Source organism: Spirillospora sp. NPDC046719 (genome assembly GCF_040645715.1).
GTDB lineage: Bacteria > Actinomycetota > Actinomycetes > Streptosporangiales > Streptosporangiaceae > Spirillospora.
Window position 1 is genome coordinate 19,582 of the sequence record NZ_JBEYYT010000043.1, and the last position, 18,891, is coordinate 38,472.

16 protein-coding genes are annotated in these 18,891 nt (G+C 73.7%); 8 read left to right on the top strand and 8 right to left on the bottom strand.

What is annotated here, in order from left to right:
- Positions 1-100: 100 nt before the first annotated feature.
- From ABZ914_RS10830 to ABZ914_RS10840, 3 genes are all read right to left on the bottom strand, one after another.
- Positions 101-1,465, bottom strand: coding sequence for a tyrosine-type recombinase/integrase (locus ABZ914_RS10830; protein ID WP_500192799.1), 1,365 nt, complete (start codon positions 1,463-1,465; stop codon positions 101-103).
- Positions 1,466-1,805: 340 nt separating this feature from the next.
- A complete protein-coding gene (locus ABZ914_RS10835) occupies positions 1,806-3,428 on the bottom strand; it encodes a thiamine pyrophosphate-binding protein (protein WP_500192800.1) in 1,623 nt (540 codons plus the stop codon).
- Positions 3,425-4,549: an FAD-dependent oxidoreductase gene (locus ABZ914_RS10840; protein ID WP_500192801.1), complete on the bottom strand. Its 1,125-nt coding sequence runs from the start codon at positions 4,547-4,549 to the stop codon at positions 3,425-3,427. The genes ABZ914_RS10835 and ABZ914_RS10840 overlap by 4 nt, the downstream gene beginning before the upstream one ends.
- A 423-nt stretch (positions 4,550-4,972) precedes the next feature.
- On the opposite strand from ABZ914_RS10840, the gene ABZ914_RS10845 reads away from it, so the two are divergent.
- A complete protein-coding gene (locus ABZ914_RS10845; RefSeq protein WP_500192802.1) occupies positions 4,973-5,500 on the top strand; it encodes a hypothetical protein in 528 nt (175 codons plus the stop codon).
- A gap of 51 nt (positions 5,501-5,551) precedes the next feature.
- Here the strand turns inward: ABZ914_RS10845 and ABZ914_RS10850 are convergent, their stop codons facing one another.
- From ABZ914_RS10850 to ABZ914_RS10860, 3 genes are all read right to left on the bottom strand, one after another.
- Positions 5,552-6,094 carry a Pycsar system effector family protein gene (locus ABZ914_RS10850; protein WP_433242728.1) on the bottom strand — a complete coding sequence of 181 codons (543 nt, stop codon included), beginning with the start codon at positions 6,092-6,094 and terminating at the stop codon, positions 5,552-5,554.
- Positions 6,095-6,244: 150 nt separating this feature from the next.
- The gene (locus tag ABZ914_RS10855) at positions 6,245-6,991 is read right to left on the bottom strand and encodes a hypothetical protein (protein WP_500192803.1); all 747 of its coding nucleotides are present in this window, start codon (positions 6,989-6,991) and stop codon (positions 6,245-6,247) included.
- Complete coding sequence (locus ABZ914_RS10860) at positions 6,988-7,287, bottom strand: helix-turn-helix transcriptional regulator (RefSeq protein ID WP_190855998.1); 300 nt, start codon at positions 7,285-7,287, stop codon at positions 6,988-6,990. Before ABZ914_RS10860 ends, ABZ914_RS10855 begins: the two co-directional genes overlap by 4 nt.
- 67 nt (positions 7,288-7,354) lie before the next feature.
- Here ABZ914_RS10860 and ABZ914_RS10865 point away from each other — a divergent pair, with 67 nt between their 5' ends.
- Genes ABZ914_RS10865 through ABZ914_RS10880 form a run of 4 tightly spaced genes read left to right on the top strand, consistent with a single transcriptional unit; the run spans position 7,355 to position 14,213 of the window.
- A complete protein-coding gene (locus ABZ914_RS10865) occupies positions 7,355-8,278 on the top strand; it encodes a hypothetical protein (RefSeq protein ID WP_500192804.1) in 924 nt (307 codons plus the stop codon).
- Positions 8,266-9,186, top strand: coding sequence for an ABC transporter ATP-binding protein (locus tag ABZ914_RS10870; protein ID WP_500192805.1), 921 nt, complete (start codon positions 8,266-8,268; stop codon positions 9,184-9,186). Before ABZ914_RS10865 ends, ABZ914_RS10870 begins: the two co-directional genes overlap by 13 nt.
- Positions 9,173-9,970, top strand: a complete 798-nt coding sequence (locus tag ABZ914_RS10875; RefSeq protein ID WP_500192806.1) for an ABC transporter permease — start codon at positions 9,173-9,175, stop codon at positions 9,968-9,970. The genes ABZ914_RS10870 and ABZ914_RS10875 overlap by 14 nt, the downstream gene beginning before the upstream one ends.
- Before the next feature lie 34 nt (positions 9,971-10,004).
- Entirely contained in the window at positions 10,005-14,213 is a 4,209-nt protein-coding gene (locus tag ABZ914_RS10880; RefSeq protein ID WP_500192807.1) for a hypothetical protein, read from the top strand.
- Here the strand turns inward: ABZ914_RS10880 and ABZ914_RS10885 are convergent.
- Both ABZ914_RS10885 and ABZ914_RS10890 read right to left on the bottom strand, forming a co-directional pair.
- Positions 14,210-14,971, bottom strand: a complete 762-nt coding sequence (locus tag ABZ914_RS10885) for an SDR family oxidoreductase (RefSeq protein WP_500192808.1) — start codon at positions 14,969-14,971, stop codon at positions 14,210-14,212. The genes ABZ914_RS10880 and ABZ914_RS10885 overlap by 4 nt on opposite strands.
- 132 nt (positions 14,972-15,103) lie before the next feature.
- Entirely contained in the window at positions 15,104-15,658 is a 555-nt protein-coding gene (locus tag ABZ914_RS10890) for a hypothetical protein (RefSeq protein WP_500192809.1), read from the bottom strand.
- Between the two features lie 99 nt (positions 15,659-15,757).
- Between ABZ914_RS10890 and ABZ914_RS10895 the strand changes: the two genes are divergently transcribed.
- The 3 genes from ABZ914_RS10895 to ABZ914_RS10905 all read left to right on the top strand — a co-directional run.
- On the top strand, positions 15,758-16,441 hold the full coding sequence (locus ABZ914_RS10895) for a response regulator (RefSeq protein WP_190855993.1): 684 nt from the start codon (positions 15,758-15,760) through the stop codon (positions 16,439-16,441).
- A complete protein-coding gene (locus ABZ914_RS10900) occupies positions 16,438-17,745 on the top strand; it encodes a sensor histidine kinase (protein ID WP_500192810.1) in 1,308 nt (435 codons plus the stop codon). Before ABZ914_RS10895 ends, ABZ914_RS10900 begins: the two co-directional genes overlap by 4 nt.
- A gap of 57 nt (positions 17,746-17,802) precedes the next feature.
- On the top strand, positions 17,803-18,891 hold a 1,089-nt coding region (locus ABZ914_RS10905; RefSeq protein WP_500192811.1), incomplete at its 3' end, for a hypothetical protein.

The following is an 18,891-nucleotide window of genomic DNA, read 5'->3' on the forward strand; positions in this document are numbered from 1 at the left end:
CGTTCGTGTCACCGCATCGCCCCCTTGTTGGTGGTCGGGTTTCCCTTTATGTCGTGCGCGTGGTGGGCCGGATAACCCGGCCCTCCTCGCTCACTCTCGGCTATCGGGTGGTTGAGCGGCTGCGGGTTTTGGCGAGGGCCTCTAGGGCGGTTTCGTCGGCGTCGGGGAGGGTGTGTAGGTAGCGCTCCGTTGTGGCTATGGAGGCGTGGCCAAGGCGTTCTTTGACTACCTGGAGGTCGGCGCCGCCGTTGAGGAGCCAGGAGGCATGGGCGTGGCGTAGGTCGCGCATGGTGGGTCTGAAGTTGAGGCCGGCGGCGGCCAGGGCGGGGTACCAGATCTTGCGGCGGAACCAGTCGTTCGGGATGTGGCCGTCGGTCTCGCGGACGCGTCGGGGGCGCGGATTGTCCTTGCCGTTCGCGCGGCGGGCGGCTCGGTAGAGGGTGAAGCAGCCCCGGCAGTAGTCGCAGCGGCAGCGGCCGGCGGTGTACCCGCTGAGGGTGCCGTGGTTGTAGGTGCGGCCCTTCTCGTTCGGTTCCGTGCGGCCGAGGGTGGCCGGGTCTGGGATCTCGGTGATGCGGGCTCGGGGCTTGTCCTGGGGTGGCATCTGGAAGAGGAGGTCGTCTTGGGTCAGGTTGGCTGCTCGGATGTGCTCCTCTAGCTTCTCGGTGATCTGGGTGCTGAGCTTGAAGCGGCGGTACTCCTTGTTCTTCGGGTAGTCCTTGACGAGGAAGTGGCGGCCTTCCGGGTGGAACTTCGGGTTCAGCTCGACGACCGTGCGGCTGACCGTGAGGATGCGGGACCTGAGATTGAGGTCCTTCACGCGCAGCTCGCTGAGCTCGCCCCAGCGGAGGCCGCTCTCGATCTCGGTTTCGGCGAGGAGCCGGAAGGCGCCCTCGGGGAGTGCGTGGTAGACGTCGTCGAACTGCTCGGGGGTGATGATCTCGAGGGGCTTGCGGACGACCGGGGGCGTGCGTACTCCGCGGCAGGGGTGGATGAAGGTGACCTGGTCGTCCATCGCCGTGGTGAAGATGGCGCTGAGGATGATCTTGTTGTGGCGGATGCTCACCGGCTTCATGCCCTGGTTCTTGAGGGCCGTGATCCACGCGCGGACGTGCTCGGGGAGGATGTCGATCATCCGCATCGAGCCGAACGTCGACATGATGTTCCTGTAGATCGCGTACGTGTAGCCCTCACGGGTGGTGGCCTCGACCTGGTGGTTCGGGAGCCAGGTCTCCTCCACGTAGTCCTTGAAGCGTTGCCTTCCTCGGCCGGGGTCTCCCGTGCGGCCTCTGGAGACTTCGACCTCCGCTCGCTGCCATGCCTTGTCGGCGTCCTTTTTATTCGAGTATGTCCCGGCTGACCGCAGTCGACCTCTGATGTCGATGTAGCAGGCCGTGTAGCGGTACTTTCCGTTGTTGCCCTTGCGCTTCTTCGCGTATCCCAAGGCGCGATCCTCCATGATCATCCGTCCGTGATTTGTCCGTGGACGGTGGCGGACGGGCCATCCTTGTCCGTGAATGGCTGACACCGCCGCAGGCCGTCTACCTGGGATTTTAACGCGGATCGCCTTTACCTGCATGACCCCCAAAAGGGCATGATTTGGAGTTCGGGACTAAGTTGTCGTGGGTTCAAAATCTTGCTGTTGGAGGGTGGAAAATTCTGTCGGGCTGCTGGTCTAGTCGCCAATTGATTGCGCCTTCTGAAGGGGCGATGAGGGGGCGAGATTGTCTCGCTTACGTGGGCGTCTGGGGGGTGCGCGCGGGTTTTGATTCTGTTTGGTCGGGGTGGTTGTTAGGTGGCGGGGGTTAGGGGAGTTCTTGGGGGAGGTTGTGGGGGTTGGTTTGGGCGATGATCAGGGTCGCGGTGGTGGAGGTTTTCGCGGTGGTCAGGGCTGCGTCTAGGGCTGTGGCGGTGGTGGCCGTGTGGGTGGATTGGACGCCCAGGGCGTTCGCGAATTTGGTGTAGTCCCAGCGGTTGAGGGTGACGTACGGCTTCGGCTGGGCGTTGGGGTCGGTGAAGTAGGACTTGTCGAGGAGGAACTGCTCGTACGCGTAGATGCCGTTGTCGATCACGATGACGACCGGGTCGCGCTCGTAGCGCGCCATGGTGGACAGTGCTTGTGCCGTCATGTGGAAACCGCCGTCGCCGCAGATGACCAGGGGGCGGCGGGACGAGCCGAACGAGGCGCCGACGGCGGCGGCGACGGAATGGCCGATGGAGGCCCAGACGCCGCTGCACATGAACGCGTCCCGGCCCTTCACGGGCAGGTTCGCGGCCGAGACGACGCCGAGGAGGGTGTCGGAGATGACGAGCCAGGACTCGTCCAGGGCGGCGCCGACGCGTTCGTAGACCTGGCGGTAGGTCAGTGCGCCGGTGGCCGGGGCGGGTGCGGGGGGTCGCACGCCGGCGGGGACGGGGCGGGGCGGCGCCTTCGCCGCTTCGGTGACGAGTTCCGTTACGAGAGTGGTGAGCTGAGCGTTCTGTTTGGGGGCTCCCTTGATCCTCACCTTGCCGTCGTAGGCGGTGACGATGCGTCCTATGCCGCTGGTCACGAGCGGTGCGTAGCCGTTGGGGAGGACGCAGCCGAGCATCACGAGCAGGTCGGCGTCCCGGACGGCGTGCGCGGCGGCCGGGGCCGAGTGCGGCGGGTCGTAGACCCCCACCCAGCCGTTGCCCTGCTCGGGCAGGACCGACTTGGCGAGCAGGGCGGTCGACCAGCGCGTTCCGAGCTTGGCGATCAGGTCGGCGGCCTTGTCGGCGAGGCCGTACCGCTGGATCTCCGTGCCGAGCAGGACGAGCGGCGAGTTCGCGGCACGGATGAGGCCGACGATCGTGGCCGCGAGCTGCTTCTCGGTGCCGGCCGGCGGGTCGGTGAGGGGGAGCGGTCCGGACGGCGCCGGGCAGGGCTTGTCCCAGAGGTCCAGGTTGATCTCGATGTAGACCGGCCGTTTCCGCTTGAGGGCGGTCGCGATCGCGTTGTCGACCACGGCCGGCACGTCGGCTGCGGTGACGGCCCGGGCCGCGCTCGCGGTGACGAGTGCGTAGGCGCTCAGGTCGGTGTCGGGGCGGCCGATCGAATGGGAGAAGACGATGTCGAGGTTCTTCAGGTTGTCGAGGCTGTGGGGGCTCGGTCCGCCGTTGACGACGACGACCGGGCTGCGTTCGACGTAAGCCCCGGCGATCGCGTTGATCATGCTGAGCGTGCCGACGCCGTAGGCGACCGCGGCGGCGCCGAGGCCCTTCGCGCGCGCGTACCCGTCGGCCGCGTACCCGGCTTCGAGATCGCTCGCCGTGACCACGGTCCTGATGGCGTGCGCGCCGGCCGCGTCGAAGAGGTCCGAGCAGTAGGCGGCGGGGACGCCGAACAGCGTGTCCACGTGCTGCTCGGCGAGGCGCCTCAGGACGTAGTCGGCGACGGTGGAGGTCATACCGGGTTGCAGGGCGGGACGCAGGGCGTGTCCGCGGGGGCCAGGCGGCGCTGCCTCAGCCACTCGGTGATCCGCGGATGCTGGATGAAGTTCTCGGGAATCGCCATCGGCGGTGCCAGGCCGAAGTTCATGGCGATCGCTCTCACGAGCTTCTTGCACTCCGCCTTGCTCGGTTGCTCGTTCTCGGTGCAGTCGAAGTTCCCGCCGATGACGACGTGGTCGCTGCGCGGGAACATGTAGCCGTTCTGGCTGTAGAGGTACTGCAGGTTCGGTTGGTGCCGCAGCATCGCCAGGTCGCCGCGGATGGGGTGCATGGCCGTGTCGTTCCAGAGCTTCTTCGCGCCGTAGCCGGTGCAGTTGACGATGACCTTCTGCGTCACCGTGCTGAACACGTGCGCCTGGTCGGTGAACTTGCACTGCACGAAACGGGCCCCGCGCCTGTTCAGGTCGTCCGCCAGCCGTTTCAGGAAGGTCGGCGGTTCGATCAGCAGGGTCTGGTACAGGTGCCCCGGGTTGTGGTGCTCGTGGAACGGCATCCGCGGAAGGTCCACCCGGGGCGGGATCAAGGAGGGCGCGATACGCAGCACCTCCTCCAGGTTGTGGGTCTTCTTCGAGGCGTAATTGGGGCGCTCGGACACGCCGAAGCCCTGGCCGATGCTGCACTTGAAGGTCGTGTACGCCGTGGTGAGGATGTCCTTGAGCTCGCTGTCCTTGCCCTGGTATTCGACCAATGACAGCGCCCATTGGCCGCCGGCCTTATGGGACGTGGTGGCGGCGAACATGCGGTCGGCGTAGATCGTGACGGTGAGGCCGAGGTCGAGCAGGCGCGTCGCCGCCGTCAGGCCCATGACGCCCGCGCCGAGCACCGCGACCTCCGTCTCGTGCGACGTGGCGATCCGCGCCTGGACGAGGTCCCGCACCTTGGCCGCGCATCCCCAGCTCAGCGTGATGCCGGCACCGCCGTGGCCGTAGTTGTGGACGACGAACCTGCCGGACACCGTCTTCGGCTCCAGGCGGTAGGAGCCGCAGCGGTACGGCCTGATCCCCGCGACGCAGGCGCCCGGCGCGTCGGCGTCGAAGGTGAAGTCCGGCGTCGGCAGCTCGGCGTCATCGGACGGCATCGCGGTTCCCCTTCCGGCGCTCCCACCGGCACCGTTCTTCCCTTTCTCCGGCTGCCTTCCTGCCCTTCCGGGGCCGCCCTCAAGACGGCATACCTCGGAGCTTGACCTTGAGAAGATATGACCTATACGGAGTCGCCCGAAAAGGGTCGATCGGAAGCAATGTGCAAGACGCGAGGCTTGCTGCGGGGTGGGCGGGTCCACGGCGGTGGAGGCCGCTCGCGCATCCTCGGAAAAGATTCCGGGGATGCGTGAACTTCTGTGCGCTCTCTGGACATCCAGACGCCCGCGGCGGGGCGCGGGTTCGGGCCGCAGCGGGTCGGATTGATCACGTCCGGGCGCACCAACCCCGCGGGGACGGGTCCGCATCTCACCCTGCACAGCGCGACCACGAAGGCCGCGCACCGAGAGAGGGAGCGGCGACCCATGCGGAAGATCGTGATCACCGGAGTGGCGGCGGCACTGGCGCTCGGCCTGACGGCCTGCGGCGGCAACGGCGGCGGCAAGACCGCGGCGGCGCCGGCCTCCACGCCCAACGGCTCCTCGCCCGCGCCGAGCGAGAGCTCGACACCGGGCGGCACGTCCACGCCGGGCGCGCCGTCCACGCCGTCCGCTCCGGGCGCCTCCACCCCGCAGGGCCCGGGCGGTCAGGGCGCCCCCGTCGTCCAGCACACTCCGCCCGCGCCGCAGGGCGGCCAGCAGATCACCACCAAGTGGGGGCGGCTGCGCTACCTGGCCCCGGGCAAGTTCCTCGTCGGCAACGTCGCCTTCTTCACCGCCGACGACACCGTCCTGTACGTCGCCGGCGGCACCTGCCCCGACGGCTCCCCCACCCCGCCCGACGTCATGAAGTGCTCGCTCGACGGGTTCGACCAGTGGGTGCAGGCCGCGCCGCACAACGCCAGCGTCCGCTTCTCCGGCCAGGCCGCCGTCCGCATCACCGAGACCCAGTAGTCCGCCGAGGGCGCGCGCGGGCTCCGATCGGCGCGTCGTGCGGCTCCCGGCTCAGGAGAGCAGGAGCGGGAGCCAGACGCCGATGTTGCCGAGGATCACCGTGACCATGGAGTACTGCAGGAACGAGTGCTTGCGCCAGACGATCTTGGACAGGGCGACCAGCTGCGTGCTGAGCACGAGGCGGTTGCGCCGGCCGACGCCGTGTTCGAGCGCGGTGACGAGTTCGGCCGGGTCCCAGCGGCGCAGGTGGCCGAAGTAGACGTAGCCGCGCCGCCAGTTCCTCCGCGCCTCCAGGCGGTTCAGCTGCGGGAAGACGGCGGCTCCGGCGAGCACGATGGCGCCGACCAGGAGGGCGACGCCGATGCCGAAGGTCCAGGTCTCGAGGCCGGACAGGTGCCGCAGCCGCTTTCCGGACTGCGCGAAGACCACGATCATGCCGAGGATCGCCGTTTCGAGGGTGAGGACGACGGAGGCTTTCGCGTCGACCTTGGCGGTCCAGTCGTGCAGGGCCTGGTGGACGCGCCAGGCGTAGGTCTCGAAGGACTCGTCCCCGGCCCCGGACTGCCGGTCGGAATGGTTCGAGGTCTGTGTCATCGTTCCCCTCCGCTGTCGCCGGCTCCTTCTTTTGGACGCGGTGAGGAGAACGGTGAGGTCCGATCCGAACCGGAATATGTCCCGGGGGTAACCGGAGAGGCGAGGATTTCCCGGAGTCCGGTCTCCGCCGGATGGTGAGGAAGGCCGCGGCTAAAGGCGGCCGAAAGGCGTCCCGGCGGATTTGGCGAGGTCGTGGGCGGTGAGGAGGGTCGGGAGGGCCAGGGCGGTCAGGGCGAGGGTCGCGGGGACGGCGGTCGTGGCGCTCTGGGCCGCGGCGGCGGCGAGGCCGGTGCCGGTGAGGGCGAGGGCGGCGGTCAGGCGGCGGGTGGAGGGGAGCGCGGCGGTGCGGGCGGCGCGGGCGATGAGGATGCAGAGGCGGTAGGCGGTAAAGGCGAGGGTCGCCCAGTAGTAGGCGAACAGGGCCGCGTCGAGGGGTGCGGGCGGGTGCTTCAGCGCGCCGGTCCGGGCGATGAGGAGCATGGCGAGGACGGCCAGGCCGGGGGCCGCGAGGGTGCGGACGGCCTGGACGGCCAGGTCGCGGAGGACCGTCCGGCGGAAGAGGGGCGGGAGCGGGGCGGCGAGGGCGGCACCGAGGAGGACCGGGGCGAGCCAGAGGCTGGTCGCGGGGTGGGCCGGGTCGGCGGTCAGGGTGCTGGACGGCTGCACGGCGCGCAGGAGCAGCGTCGACAGGGCGAGGACCGCGAAGAGGGCGACGGCGACGGTGCGGCGGGTCTGCCCGGTGCCGGACTCGGGCCAGTCGGTGGGGTGCAGCCAGAGGCGGGCGGCGCCGGCGAGGGTGTCGGGCCAGGCGCGCGGGCCGGCGTCGCGGAGCGCGCCGTCGATCTCGGCGCCCCAGCGTTCGCGGACGGGCGGCGGGTAGAGCGCGGACGCCCTCATGCCGGGCCCAGGGCGCGGAGGCCGGCCTGGGAGACGCGGGCCATCTGCTCCAGCTCGACGCGGAGCGCGGCGCGGCCGGCGTCGGTGATGCGCATGGTGCGGTGGCGGGCGTCGGACGCGTCGTCGGACGGGCGGATCAGCTCGCGGGCCTCGAGGCGGGACAGCGCGCCGTAGAGGCTGCCGGGGCCGAGCTTGCGGCCGGTGAGCTCCTCGATCGCGGTGTTGATGGCGTAGCCGTGCAGGGGTCCCTCGGCGAGGACGGTCAGGACGAGCATCTGGGCGTCGTTGCTGTGCACGCTCCCGAGTCTAGTACGAGACACGATGCTACTTGCCACGTAGTACGAGACGCGTACTATGGCGGCCATGGAACGGACGGAACGGCTGCGGGCCGTGCTGGCGGGCCTCGCCCTGGCCTGCCTTTTCGAGGCGCTGACGGTGTTCGCCACGCAGGACAAGGCGGTCCGGGCGGAGAGCCCGTGGCAGGACGACCCCTACGACGTGGCCGTGTCGCTGGCCCAGTTCGCGGTGCCGATGCTCGCCGCGGTGATCGCGTTGCGGCTGCTCGCGTGGCGGGCGCCGGGCGGCGCCGACCGGGAGCGCCAGACGGTGCGGGCGGCGGGGGCGATGACCGCGCTCGTCGGGATCGCGCTGGCGTTCGAGTGGGCCGCCGTCGGGGCGGTGCGGCGGTCGTGGGGCGCGTGGACGTGGGTCCTGGTCGGCGGGCTCGCCGTGACGTCGGTGTGCGCGGCGGTCGTGGCGGTGATGCTGGCGCGGTGCCGGGGCCCCCGGGTGCGGTGGCGGCACGACTGGCTCGGGGACGTCCTGCTGGTCGCGAGCCGGACGCCGGTGGTGCGGCGATGGGCCGCGCCGGGCGCCGCCGACTGGGTGCGCAGGCACGCGATGAGCGTGTTCGTGCTGGCCAGCGCGCTCGCCGCGGTGGGGATCGTCGGCGCGATGGTCGTCGGCGAGCACTGGACGGACCCGGCGCTCATCGCGTGGGTGCTCGCCGTCGAGTTCACGTCCCACCTGGCGTTCTGCCTGATCGCCAACGCGGTCGCCGGGTTCGTCGCGCGTCCGGAGCGGCCGTGGACGCGGCGCGCCGGCGAGGCGTCGGTCGTGGCGGGGTGCGTCGCGGTCCAGCTCGCGGTGGCGTTCCGCGACGCGCTCTGGCCGGGGACGGTGACGTCGGTGGCGGACGCCGCCGCCCTCACGCTCGGGGCCGGGGCGGCCACCACGGCCGTCGCCGGGGTGCTGCTCATGACGAAGGGGAGGCAATGGCAGCGGTGATCGGTGCGAGCGGGCTGTCCAAGCGGTACGGGCGGCGGCAGGCGGTGCGCGGGCTCGGCTTCACGGTCGGGGCCGGGCAGGTCTGCGCGCTGCTCGGGCCGAACGGGGCGGGCAAGACCTCGACCATCCGGATGCTGGTCGGGCTGTCCCGGCCGGACGAGGGCGAGGCGAGGATCCTCGGCGAGCCGGTCCGGCTCGGCGCCCCGGTGCTGCGGCGGGTGGGGGTGCTCATCGACGGCCCGGCGTTCGTCCCGCACCTGTCCGGAACGGCGAACCTCAGGCTGCTGTGGGCGGCGACGGGACGGGAGTGGCCGCCGCCCGCGCTGGACGACGCGCTCGACCTCGCGGGCCTGGGCGCGGCGGTGAACCGGAAGGTCAAGGGCTACTCGATGGGGATGAAGCAGCGGCTGATGCTGGCGCAGGCGCTGATGCGCGCGCCGGACGTGCTGATCCTCGACGAACCGGCGAACGGCCTGGACCCGGCGGAGGTGCGGGCGCTGCGCGAGCGGCTCGGGGAGCTGGCGCGGGGCGGCGCGGCGGTGCTGGTGTCGAGCCATCAGCTGGCGGAGGTGCAGCAGCTCGCGACGCACGCCGTGGTGATGAACCGGGGGCGGCTCGTCGCGTCGGGCCCGCTGGACGAGCTGCTCGGCGGCGAGGACGCCTACCGCGTCGAGGTGGACGACACCGGGCGGGCCGCGGCCGTGCTGCGGGAGGCGCGGAGCGTCGCGTCGGTCGCCGTGCGGGACGGGCATCTGGTCGTGACCGCGCCGGGGACGCCGCCGGCGGAACTCGTGCAGGCGCTGGTCACGGCGGGTGTGGGCGTCATGTCGGTGACCCGGGCGGACCGGTCGCTGGAGGAGGCGTTCCTGACGATGACCGAAGGGGAGGGCGAGCGTGCTGCGCGTTGAGCTGAGGACCCAGTTGCTGCGGATCCGGACGCTGGTGGCGCTGGCGTGCCTGGCGGCCGTGCCGGTCATCGCCGGGCTGGCGACCGCGTCGCATGCCGGGCACCGCAACGGCGACCAGGGCGGGTTGTACGGCGCGTCGCCGTTCTCCGCGCTCAACCACGCGATGGCGAGCCTCGAGTTCGTCGGCCCGTTGCTGCTGCCGGTCGTCGTGGCGCTGCTGGCGAGCGCGATCGGCTCGTCCGACCGGGACTGGGGGACGCTGCGGTACCTGTACGTGGCGCCGGTCGGCCGGGGGCGGCTGCTGGCGGGCAAGCTCGGCGCCGTCGCGATCGTCACCGCGGCAGCGACGCTGTTCGTGCTGGCCGGAGGCGTCGGCGCCGGGCTGGCGCTGTTCGGCTGGCACCCGTTCCGCGTCATCGGCGCGGCCGACCTGTCCACGGGGGACGCGATCGGGCGGGTGCTCGCGGCGTCCGGCTACACGCTGCTGTGCATGCTCAGCATCGCCGGGATCGCGTTCGCGCTGGGGCTGCTGCTGCCGCGCGGCGCCGAGGCGCTCGGCGCGGCCGTCGGGTTCGTGGTCGCGGCGAGCATCCTGAACGGGTCGCCGGTGCTGCGCGCCGTCCAGGTCGTCCTGCCGGTGCACTACTGGCAGGACTGGACGCACCTGTTCGTCCCCGGCGGGACGGCGCGCCTCGGCACCGGGATCGCGTGCCAGCTCGCCACGACCGCCCTGGCGGCGGGGGTGTCCGTGCTGGTCCTCCTGCGCCGGGATCCGGCGGCGTGACGCCTTCGCGGCGATCATCCGGAATGGCGGCGGAATGTCGGCGCGGGACGGCACCCTGTCGGGCATGCCGATCATGCCGCCCGCCGATGCGCCGTCCTCGAACGTGTACGTGGAATGGGTGCGGGCCAACGATCCCGCCGAGGCCGCGACGGCGCGGGAGCGGATGGACGCCCTGCGCCGGTTCGTCGGGGGGATGCGCCCCGGCCAGGAGATCGGCGAGTTCGTCAGGGAGCGGCGCCGCGAACTGCCTCCGGCGCATCTGGCCTGGTACCTCGACACCCTCGGGCACCTGCTGTGCGAGGGCCACCCGCGGCAGGCGGAGGAGGCCCACAGCAGCGCCCGTGCGGCGGGCGCGCGGTTCGGCGGGCCCGGCGTCGCGTACCGGGTGGCGGACGACCTGCTGTTCGCGCGGTACGGGGTGTTCGACGGGGCGCGGATCGCGGAGCAGCGGCGGTGGCTCGCCGGGGAGCTGCCGCCGGGCGAGGCGCACGCGGAGTTCGCCCGGTTCGCGTGCGCGGTGGCGGGCGGGGGCGCGAAGCTGCCGGCCGACCTGCACGGGCAGGTGCGGGACTCGGCGCGGGCCGCGGGCCTCGGCGCGGACGAGGAGGCGCGCGTGCTCGGGAACGTCCTGGCGGCGTCGGCCGCCTCGGACCCGGCGCCGCCGAAGAGGAGGATGGCCGGCGCGGTCTTCGGACCGGTGGTGCCGGGCGCCGTGCTGAAGGCGGCCGCGAAGGTCTTCCAGGGCCGGCAGCTGGAGGACGCGGCGCTGCGCGGGATGGCGGAGCTGTTCCCGCTGGCCGGGGACAGCGGCGGGTGGCTGCGGATGCTCGCGGCGGCGCGCGCGCTCGACGCGATGGCGGACGGGCGGATCGTCCCGTGCGGGTCGCTCGGAGCGTGGCTGGAGCGGTACTCGTGGCACTACAGCGAGCCCGGCCTGCTCCGCCGCAGGGCGAAGAGCCGCCAGGCACTGCCGGACGAGCTGTACGACCTGCTGCCGCGGATCGCGCCGCGCATCGCGGCGGAGGGGCGCCCGCTGCTGCTGCACGGCCGGGTCGGGTTCGGCTACATGGACGCCGACCTCGCCGACGCGTGCCTCGCGGAGGGGATCGAGCTGGAGGCGGGGGACTACAGGCCGCAGATCGCGGGCGACCGGCCTCGCCGGGACCTGCGGGCGCTGGCCGCCCACCCCGTCCTCGGCAAGCTGCTGGAGGAGCACGGCGCGGGCCTGGCGAGGCAGGGCGGCACGGCGGTCAGCGCGCTGCCGGAGAGCGCCGACCTGCGGCGGCACGTCCTGGCGCGGATCCATGAACTGGTGGAGCGGTCGGCGGGCGCGGGGCTGCCGAAGGCGGAGGAGGCCATCGCGGAGCTGGACAGGCTCCTCGACGTGCGCACCTCGGCCGCCCTGGAGGGCGCCGCCGACGAGCTCGCCGCCGTCGACGTCGTGGAGCCGCTGCTGCGGACGCTGCGCACCGGAATCCCGGCGGAGCTGGGGTGGCCGGTCTACGACGCGGCACTGGAGGAGATCGGCCGCCTCGACGGGGTCACGTCCGTCCGGGGCGTGCTGACCGTGTTCGGGAACGGGCGCGCGGTGGCGTTCGACCGGGAGGGGCGGCTCGGGACGTGCACGTACACCGTCCCGCAGGACGAGAAGGTGCACGACCTGCGCGTCTGCCATGTCGACGGCCGGTTCCTGGTGGCGTGGCGCGGCTCGTGGTACGGGCCGCACGGGCGCGGGTACTGGGCGGACCGTCCCGGCGAGGTGCTCGCACCGCAGGACCCCGGTACGGAGGACCTCGCGGGGCCGGACGTCACCGTCAGGATGCCCGGCGCGGCCGAGGACGTTGTCGTCGCGGTGGAGCGGGACGGGCTGCTGCGCGGTCGGGCCGGATCCGACGGGGCGGTGCTCTGGACGGTCGCGCACTCCCCCGCGAGACGTCCGGACGCCGGCGGGCACCCGTTCGTGCCGCCGACCGCGTTCTGGGACCGCTTCGTCCCGCGTGACGAGCCCTCCTCGCGAGCGCTGCGGGACGTGACGCGGGAGGCCGTCGAGGAACTGCTCGGAGGCGCCGACGTCCGGGCGGTGCTCCCGGACGTCACCGACCCGCGGATCGCGGACGGCGTCACCGCCACCGTGCAGTGGGCAGGGCGCATCCAGCGGCACCGCGGGACGATCCGCGAACGGGTCGCGTTCCGGCGCTCCGGCGTGCGCGTCGAACCGGTGGGCGACGCGCGCGACGCCGACCTGTACGAGCTGCTGTGGGGGCTGCTCCACGCCCGGACGGACGGGCACCCGCGCGAGAAGCCGTCCGACCAGCCGGCCATGGTCACCTCGATCGCCGCGGCCGGAGCGTACCTGCGCGGCGAGGTCGGCGAGCGGGGCCGCGCCGACAGCGTCCCGGAGCGGCCCCTCGACTGGGCGCCGCTGCTCGGGAGCATCGGCGCGGTGGCGTGGCGGCTCGTGGGCCGCCCGCTGCCGGAGCCGCTGCGGGACGCGGGCGTCGTGCTGCTGCGGGAATGGGCGCGGAGCCCGTTCGCGCGGCCGGGCCGGTGGCGGCGCGGGACCGCGCCCGGCGCGGCGCTGGCGCCGCTCCGCGAGGCGGGGCGGACGCTCGTCACCGGCGACGCGTCCGGCGCGCTGCGCGACCTGCGCGCTCTGGACCCGGACGCCGCCTACCGGTTCGTCCAGCCGGAGGACGCCCCGGCGCCGGCGGGCGCGGAGGACGTCGAGACCGTCGCGATCGCCTCCGACGACGCGGCCCGGCTGGCCCGGCTGCTGGACGCGTTCGCCGAGCACGGCCACCTGAAGCTCGACAAGGAAGCCGTCGCCGCGTTCGCGGCCCGGACCGGCGCGCGGCACGCGCACGCCGCGCTGCTGCTGACCGGGCTGCCGATGAGCCCCTACGTCGACGAGGAGAAGACGTACCGCGGCGCCCCGTACAAGATCGGGACGGCGTTCTACCGGGAGACCCGGGAGCTGGTGCACGGCTTCGCCCACGGCGACCGGCTGCGGCTGCTGGCGGCCGGGCTGCCGGACGACCCCGCGACGCTGTGGGACAGGCGCGGGACCGTCCGCGCCGCCGAGGGCATGGCGGAGGTGTGGGCGGACCTCGTCGGCGTGAGGGCCCCGGTGGCGGAGGAGGCGGCGGCCGAGTTGGAGGCCAGGCTCGTCCAGGGCGACGCGGAGGCGGCCACGCTGGCCGACCCGTCGACCGCGACCGCGCTGGCCGAGGACCTGCGCTGCCGGGCCCGGTTCGCGAAGAGCGGGTTCCGGGGCGGGGCCGCGCTGCGCATCGACACCGGCAGGCCGGGCGTGTACGCGACGTCCGGCCTGCCCGACGTGTACACCAGGGCGGCGGCCAGGGTGGCGTGGGCGCTGACCGAGCGTCCCGTCGGCGACGCGGCCGCCGCCGGGGCGGCGGAGCTGTACGAGCTGCTGCGGGCCCGGCTGGACGCGCCGGATCTGGTGGTGCCGCTGTGGGGCCGCACCCCGCTGAAGGACCCGGAGACCGCGCTCGGCCCCGGCACCTTCCCGGTGGAGGCCGACGAAGGGCTGGAGCCGCCGGTCATCCACGACAACGGGCTGCTGATGTACACGCCCTGGAAGGACGAGAACCGCGTCTCCGACTTCGACGAGTACTACCTGCGCCCGGCCGCGCTCGCCGACGACGACCTGTACGCGGAGATGGAGCGGCTGTGCGCGGCCAGGGGCCTGGCGCGACTGCGGGAGGACATCCGCGACATCGAGGTCCTGCGGGCCGGCGGCGGCCTGCACCGGATCGTCGAGCGGTCGGCGTGCACGCCCGTCCCGCCCGGCGAGTACGAGGCGAACCCCGTCCTGAGCGTCCCCGCCCTGGTGGAGGAGGTCGCCGGCGTGCTCGGCCTGGACGAGGACGCCGCCGCGCTCTACCTCCAGTTGCTCGCCCTGCCCCAGCCCACGGACCGGAACGTCCGGCGGTGGAACCGCTGGGACGCGTCCCGGCACAGGGCCGCGCAGGACGGCCTCGCCGCCGCCGGGCTGGTCGAGCGGGACAAGCGCGCCCGCGCCGGGCGTTCGGTCTTCCTCCCCGGAAGGTGGCGTGTGATCGACGCGCCGGGGCTGCCGCTGGAGTCGGCGAAGTACGACGCCTACAGGGCGCGCGGCGCGCACGCCTACCACTACGGCGCGTACCGGTTCGTCCTGCCGCCCGTCCCGCTGCACGAGCTGTTCGCCGACCTCTGGCGCGAGCGGGGAGCGGACGCCTAGCCGACGTGGGCGGCCAGGTAGTCCTCCCACGTCAGGGCGCCCTTGTCGGCGTTTTCCAGCGAGAGGTTCGCGGCGTCGCGGTAGGCGCGGCCGGCCTTGCCGGGCACGCGGACGGGCAGCATCGGCCGGCGCTTGCCCGCCGCGTCCAGGTAGCCGCGGACGAGCTCGTCGATCCGGTACACCTTCGGGCCGGCGAGGTCGGGCACGCGGCCCGCGGGGCCGCCGAGCGCCAGCTCCACCAGGCGGGCGGCCACCTCGCGCGAGTCGACCGGCTGGAAGCGCAGGCCGCCCGGCTTCGGGACGACCGGCAGCTTCGCCATCTTCCGCGCCATCGTGAACACCAGGTCGTGGAACTGGGCGGCGCGCAGGATCGTCCACGGCACGCCCGACTCGATCAGGGCCTCCTCGGCGCGCAGCTGCGTGCGCAGGTAGCCGATCGGGACGCGGTCCGCGCCGATGACCGAGATCAGGACGACGTGCCGCACGCCCGCGCGCGCGGCGGCCCGGGCGAGGTTGCGGGTCGCCTCGTCGTCTCCCTTGGCACCGCCCGCGAGGTGCAGGACAGTCTCGACGCCGTCCACCGCCGCCTCGACGCCCTCGTCCTTGAGGAGGTCGCCGGTCACGTACTCGACGCCGGCGGTGCTCTCGTGCACGCGGCGGCTGAGCACCCGGACGTCGCGCCCGGCGTCCCGCAGCAGGGGCAGGACGTGCCCGCCGAGGGTGCCGGTGCCGCCTGTGAGCAGGATCTGCGCGCTCATGTCGTCCTCCTGGGCCGTTCTCATTGCGATCGACCACCTAGACGGGGCCTTCCGCCGGGAACGTGACATGAGGCGCGGGGTGATCCGCGTCACCGGGAGGGGAGCGCAGGGGCTAGCGAGTCGGGGGCCTCGCTAGCCCCTGCCGGGGAAATGGCGATGGGGGTACTGGGAGCGGGGGTCCCCGTCGCGTCGGTCCACGCTGACGGCGGCGGACGGGCGGTCCGCGCGGCAGGTGACGGTCATCGTGACGAACCGGGTGGACGACTGGAACCGGACGAAGACGGCCCCTGGGGGCGTGCGGTTGCTCGCGCCGACGCTGAAGTTCTGCGCGGGCGTCCAGGAGACGAGGAAGGCGGCTCCGTGGTCGCAGCGGGCGACGATGTCCCCGGCCTCGGAGGCCAGGTTGGTGATGGCGGTGGTGATCTGGCGGGTGACGGTGACGGTCGGGCCGGGACGGGGCGGGTCGCGCCGCGGCGGCGCGGACGGCGAGGGCGCGGCGGACGGCGGCGGGCCCGGCGGGGTGGCCGGGACGGCGAGCGCGGCGTCCACCTCGCCGGGCGTCATCGGCTTGACGCCGCGTTCGGTGATGCCGGTGCCGACGGCGGATATCGCGGCCATGCCGGCGCCGACTCCGAGCACCGCGGCCGCCGACCACACCGTGGCGGCGAGCGCGCTGTGCTTGGACATGCGCGAACTGTTCCACATTCATGGCTAAGGTTCGGCTAAGCAGCCCTTAAGGCGTCTATAGGACCTTTTCCGGCAGCGTTCCCGGTCTAGCGTGGCGCCGTGGCGCAACTGTTGCTGGTGGAAGACGACGCCGAGGTGCGCAGCAGGCTCGTCCGCGCGCTGGGCGAGCGCGGGCACGCGGTCGCGTCGGCGCCCACGGGCATGGACGGCATCCGGCGGGCGGTGAGCGCCCGGCCGGACCTGGTGATCCTCGATCTCGGGCTGCCCGACCTGGACGGCGCGGAGGTGCTGCGGATGCTGCGCGCGGTCAGCTCCGTCCCGGTGATCGTGGCGACGGCCCGCGACGACGAGCGCGAGATCGAGCGGATCCTGAACGCGGGCGCGGACGACTACCTGGTGAAGCCGTTCGGGGCGGGGCAGCTGGACGCGCGGGTCCGGGCGGTGCTGCGGCGGGCGGAGGACCCCGGCGGCGCGGCCCGGGAGGTGCGGGTGGGCGGGCTGCGGATGAACGCGGCGGCGCGGGAGGCGTCGCTGGACGGGCGGCCGCTGGAGCTGTCGCCGAAGGAGTTCGACCTGCTGCTCTACCTGGCGTCGCGGCCGGGGCAGGTGGTGTCGAAGCGGGAGCTGCTCACCGAGGTGTGGCACGTGCCGCTCGGCGGGGCGAACAAGACGATCGACGTGCACGTGGCGTGGCTGCGGCGCAAGCTGGGCGAGTCGGCGTCGCGGCCGCGGTACCTGCGGTCGGTGCGCGGGTCCGGCATCAAGATCGTCGACCCGTCGTGAGGCGGCACATCACGCTGCTGGTGGCGTCGACGGTGGTGCTGGTGCTGGTGGCGTTCCTCGTCCCGCTGTCGCTGCTGGTGCGGGACGTGGCGCGGACGCGGACGCTGGCGGCGGCGAACGTGCGGGCGCAGGCGCTGGCGCCGGTGGTGGCGGCGGGCGACCGCGCGACGGTCGAGGTGGCGCTGCAGCAGACGGCGTCGAGCGGCTACCCGATGACGGTGCTGTGGCCGGACGGGCGGTTCAGCGGCGCGCCCGCCGAGCGGGACGCCGGGGTGCGGCTCGCGGAGCGGGGCCGGAGCCTGACGGTGGACACGCCGGGCGGGCGGGAGATCCTCGTGGCGGTGCTCGGCGGCCGCGGCGGGACGGCGGTGATCCGCGCGTTCGTCACGGACCGGCAGATGTTCGCGGGCGTCGGCCGGGCGTGGGCGATCCTGGCGGGGCTCGCGGCGGGCCTGCTGGCGGTGAGCGTGCTGGTGGCGGACCGGCTGGCGCGGTCGCTGGTGCGGCGGATCACGAAGCTGGCGGCGCTGGCGAAGGGCATCTCCACCGGGGACCTGGACGCGCGGGTCGAGCCGGGCGGGCCGCCGGAGATCCGCGACGTGACGGTGGGGCTGAACGAGCTGGCGGGGCAGATCGGCGCGCTGCTGTCGCGGGAGCGGGAGCAGGCCGCGGACCTGTCGCACCGGCTCCGCACGCCGCTGACGGTGCTGCGGCTGGAGGCGGAGACGCTGCGGGACCCGGCGGAGGCGGGCCGGATCGGCGAGCAGGTCGACGTGCTGGAGCGGACCGTCACCGAGCTGATCAACACGACGCGGCGGCCGGTGCGGGCGGAGGCGCCGTGCACCGACGCGACCGCGGTCGTGGCGGAGCGGGTGCGCTTCTGGTCGGTGCTGGCCGACGAGCAGGACCGGCGGATGGACCTGCGCATCCCGTCGGGACCGCTGCTGGTCCGTGTGCGCGCGGAGGACCTGTCGGCGTGCCTGGACGCGCTGCTCGGGAACGTCTTCGCGCACACGCCCGAGGGCGGCGCGATGGGCGTGGCGCTGGAGGCGCGCAGCGGCGCGGTGTACCTGACGGTGGACGACGCGGGCCCCGGTTTCGGCGGCCGGCATCTGCTGCGGCGCGGGGTCAGCACCGCGTCGTCGACGGGCCTCGGGCTGGACATCGTGCGGCGGACGGCGGAGGCGAGCCACGGCAGCCTCCAGCTCGGCGAGTCACCGGCCGGGGGCGCGCGGGTGATGGTCCGTTTCGGCGTCCCACCGCGCGACAGCGTCCCGCCGCGCGATGGGGATCACGCGCCTTAGCCGACTCTTAACCCGTCCGAAGCGCCGCCTTATCGGGTGAGCCGCGACTCTGGCGGGGTGATGTCCCCACCGCGGTCCGGCGGCGGATCCGTACTGCCGCTGGCCAACCGCATCGTGCGGCTCGGCGGCGCCGGCGCGGGCGCCGTCCTGCTGGTGCTGTGCGCCGTGGTGGCCCAGGCGACGCAGGCGCCGCGGGGCCGCCCGGCGGCGGCGCCCGAGCCCGCGTCCCAGCGGACCCGCCCGGCGCACGCGTCGCGGGGCTCCAAGCCCGCGGAGACGACCGCGAAGACCGCCCCGCTGGTCCGGACGGTGCGCACCGCGGTGCTCCGCCAGCGCTCGACGATCGCGCGCCGCGAGTTCGGCGGGCGCGCGCCGAAGGCTCCGACCGTGCTGCTGTCCCGGTCGGACGCCGCGAAGGGCTGGGCGTTCGGCTCGTCGGTCATCGCGCCGCCGGACGGCGTGGACGCGCCGCCCGACGCGTCGCTGTTCATCGCCCGCCGCCTCACGACGGGCTGGCAGGTGTCGGTGACCGGCGCGCCGACCTTCGCGGCGTTCGCGAAGCACGCCCCGTCCGACGTCGTGCCGGACGGCGAACGCGCGCTCCTCGCCCGCTACGGGAAGGCCGCCGTGAGCGGGGCGGCCACCGGGCTGGAGCTGCCCTGGGGTCCCGGGAAGTCGTGGACGGTGCGGCCCGCCGGCGACCCGAGGGCGATCGCGTTCGCGGGAGGGGACGGCCGGGTCCTGGCACCCGGGCCCGGCCGCCTCTACCGGCTGTGCAGCCGGACGTCCGGGCACGCGATGCTGCTGCTGATCCACCCCAACGGGCTCGCGTCGACGTTCTCCCGGCTGACCGCGCCGGCCGCGGTGAAGGACGGCGGCGCGGTCCGGACGGGCGCCTACCTCGGGACGACCGGGCGCGGCCTGCCGTGCTCGACCGGGCAGGCCGCCGGGCCCGCGTCCGTGGTGTTCGGGGTGCTGTCGGGCGGGCGGCCCGCGGCGCTCGACGGGTTGCGGATCGGCGGCTGGACGCTGCGGGTCGCCGCGTCCGGCCGGGCGGTCGCGGCGACGCGGGACGGCGTCCGCGTCGGCCAGGGCGACCCGCTGCTCAACCTCGGCGACGGTGCGGTCCCCACCCCCGCACCGTCG

Excerpts from the sequence above, each read along its gene's own strand:
- ABZ914_RS10865 (WP_500192804.1), top strand. The coding sequence starts at position 7,355 with ATGGAACGGACGGAACGGCTGCGGGCCGTGCTGGCGGGCCTCGCCCTG.
- ABZ914_RS10880 (WP_500192807.1), top strand. The coding sequence starts at position 10,005 with ATGTCGGCGCGGGACGGCACCCTGTCGGGCATGCCGATCATGCCGCCC.
- ABZ914_RS10845 (WP_500192802.1), top strand. The coding sequence starts at position 4,973 with ATGCGGAAGATCGTGATCACCGGAGTGGCGGCGGCACTGGCGCTCGGC.
- ABZ914_RS10850 (WP_433242728.1), bottom strand. The coding sequence starts at position 6,094 with ATGACACAGACCTCGAACCATTCCGACCGGCAGTCCGGGGCCGGGGAC.
- ABZ914_RS10830 (WP_500192799.1), bottom strand. The coding sequence starts at position 1,465 with ATGATCATGGAGGATCGCGCCTTGGGATACGCGAAGAAGCGCAAGGGC.
- ABZ914_RS10855 (WP_500192803.1), bottom strand. The coding sequence starts at position 6,991 with ATGAGGGCGTCCGCGCTCTACCCGCCGCCCGTCCGCGAACGCTGGGGC.
- ABZ914_RS10870 (WP_500192805.1), top strand. The coding sequence starts at position 8,266 with ATGGCAGCGGTGATCGGTGCGAGCGGGCTGTCCAAGCGGTACGGGCGG.
- ABZ914_RS10885 (WP_500192808.1), bottom strand. The coding sequence starts at position 14,971 with ATGAGCGCGCAGATCCTGCTCACAGGCGGCACCGGCACCCTCGGCGGG.
- ABZ914_RS10890 (WP_500192809.1), bottom strand. The coding sequence starts at position 15,658 with ATGTCCAAGCACAGCGCGCTCGCCGCCACGGTGTGGTCGGCGGCCGCG.
- ABZ914_RS10835 (WP_500192800.1), bottom strand. The coding sequence starts at position 3,428 with ATGACCTCCACCGTCGCCGACTACGTCCTGAGGCGCCTCGCCGAGCAG.
- ABZ914_RS10840 (WP_500192801.1), bottom strand. The coding sequence starts at position 4,549 with ATGCCGTCCGATGACGCCGAGCTGCCGACGCCGGACTTCACCTTCGAC.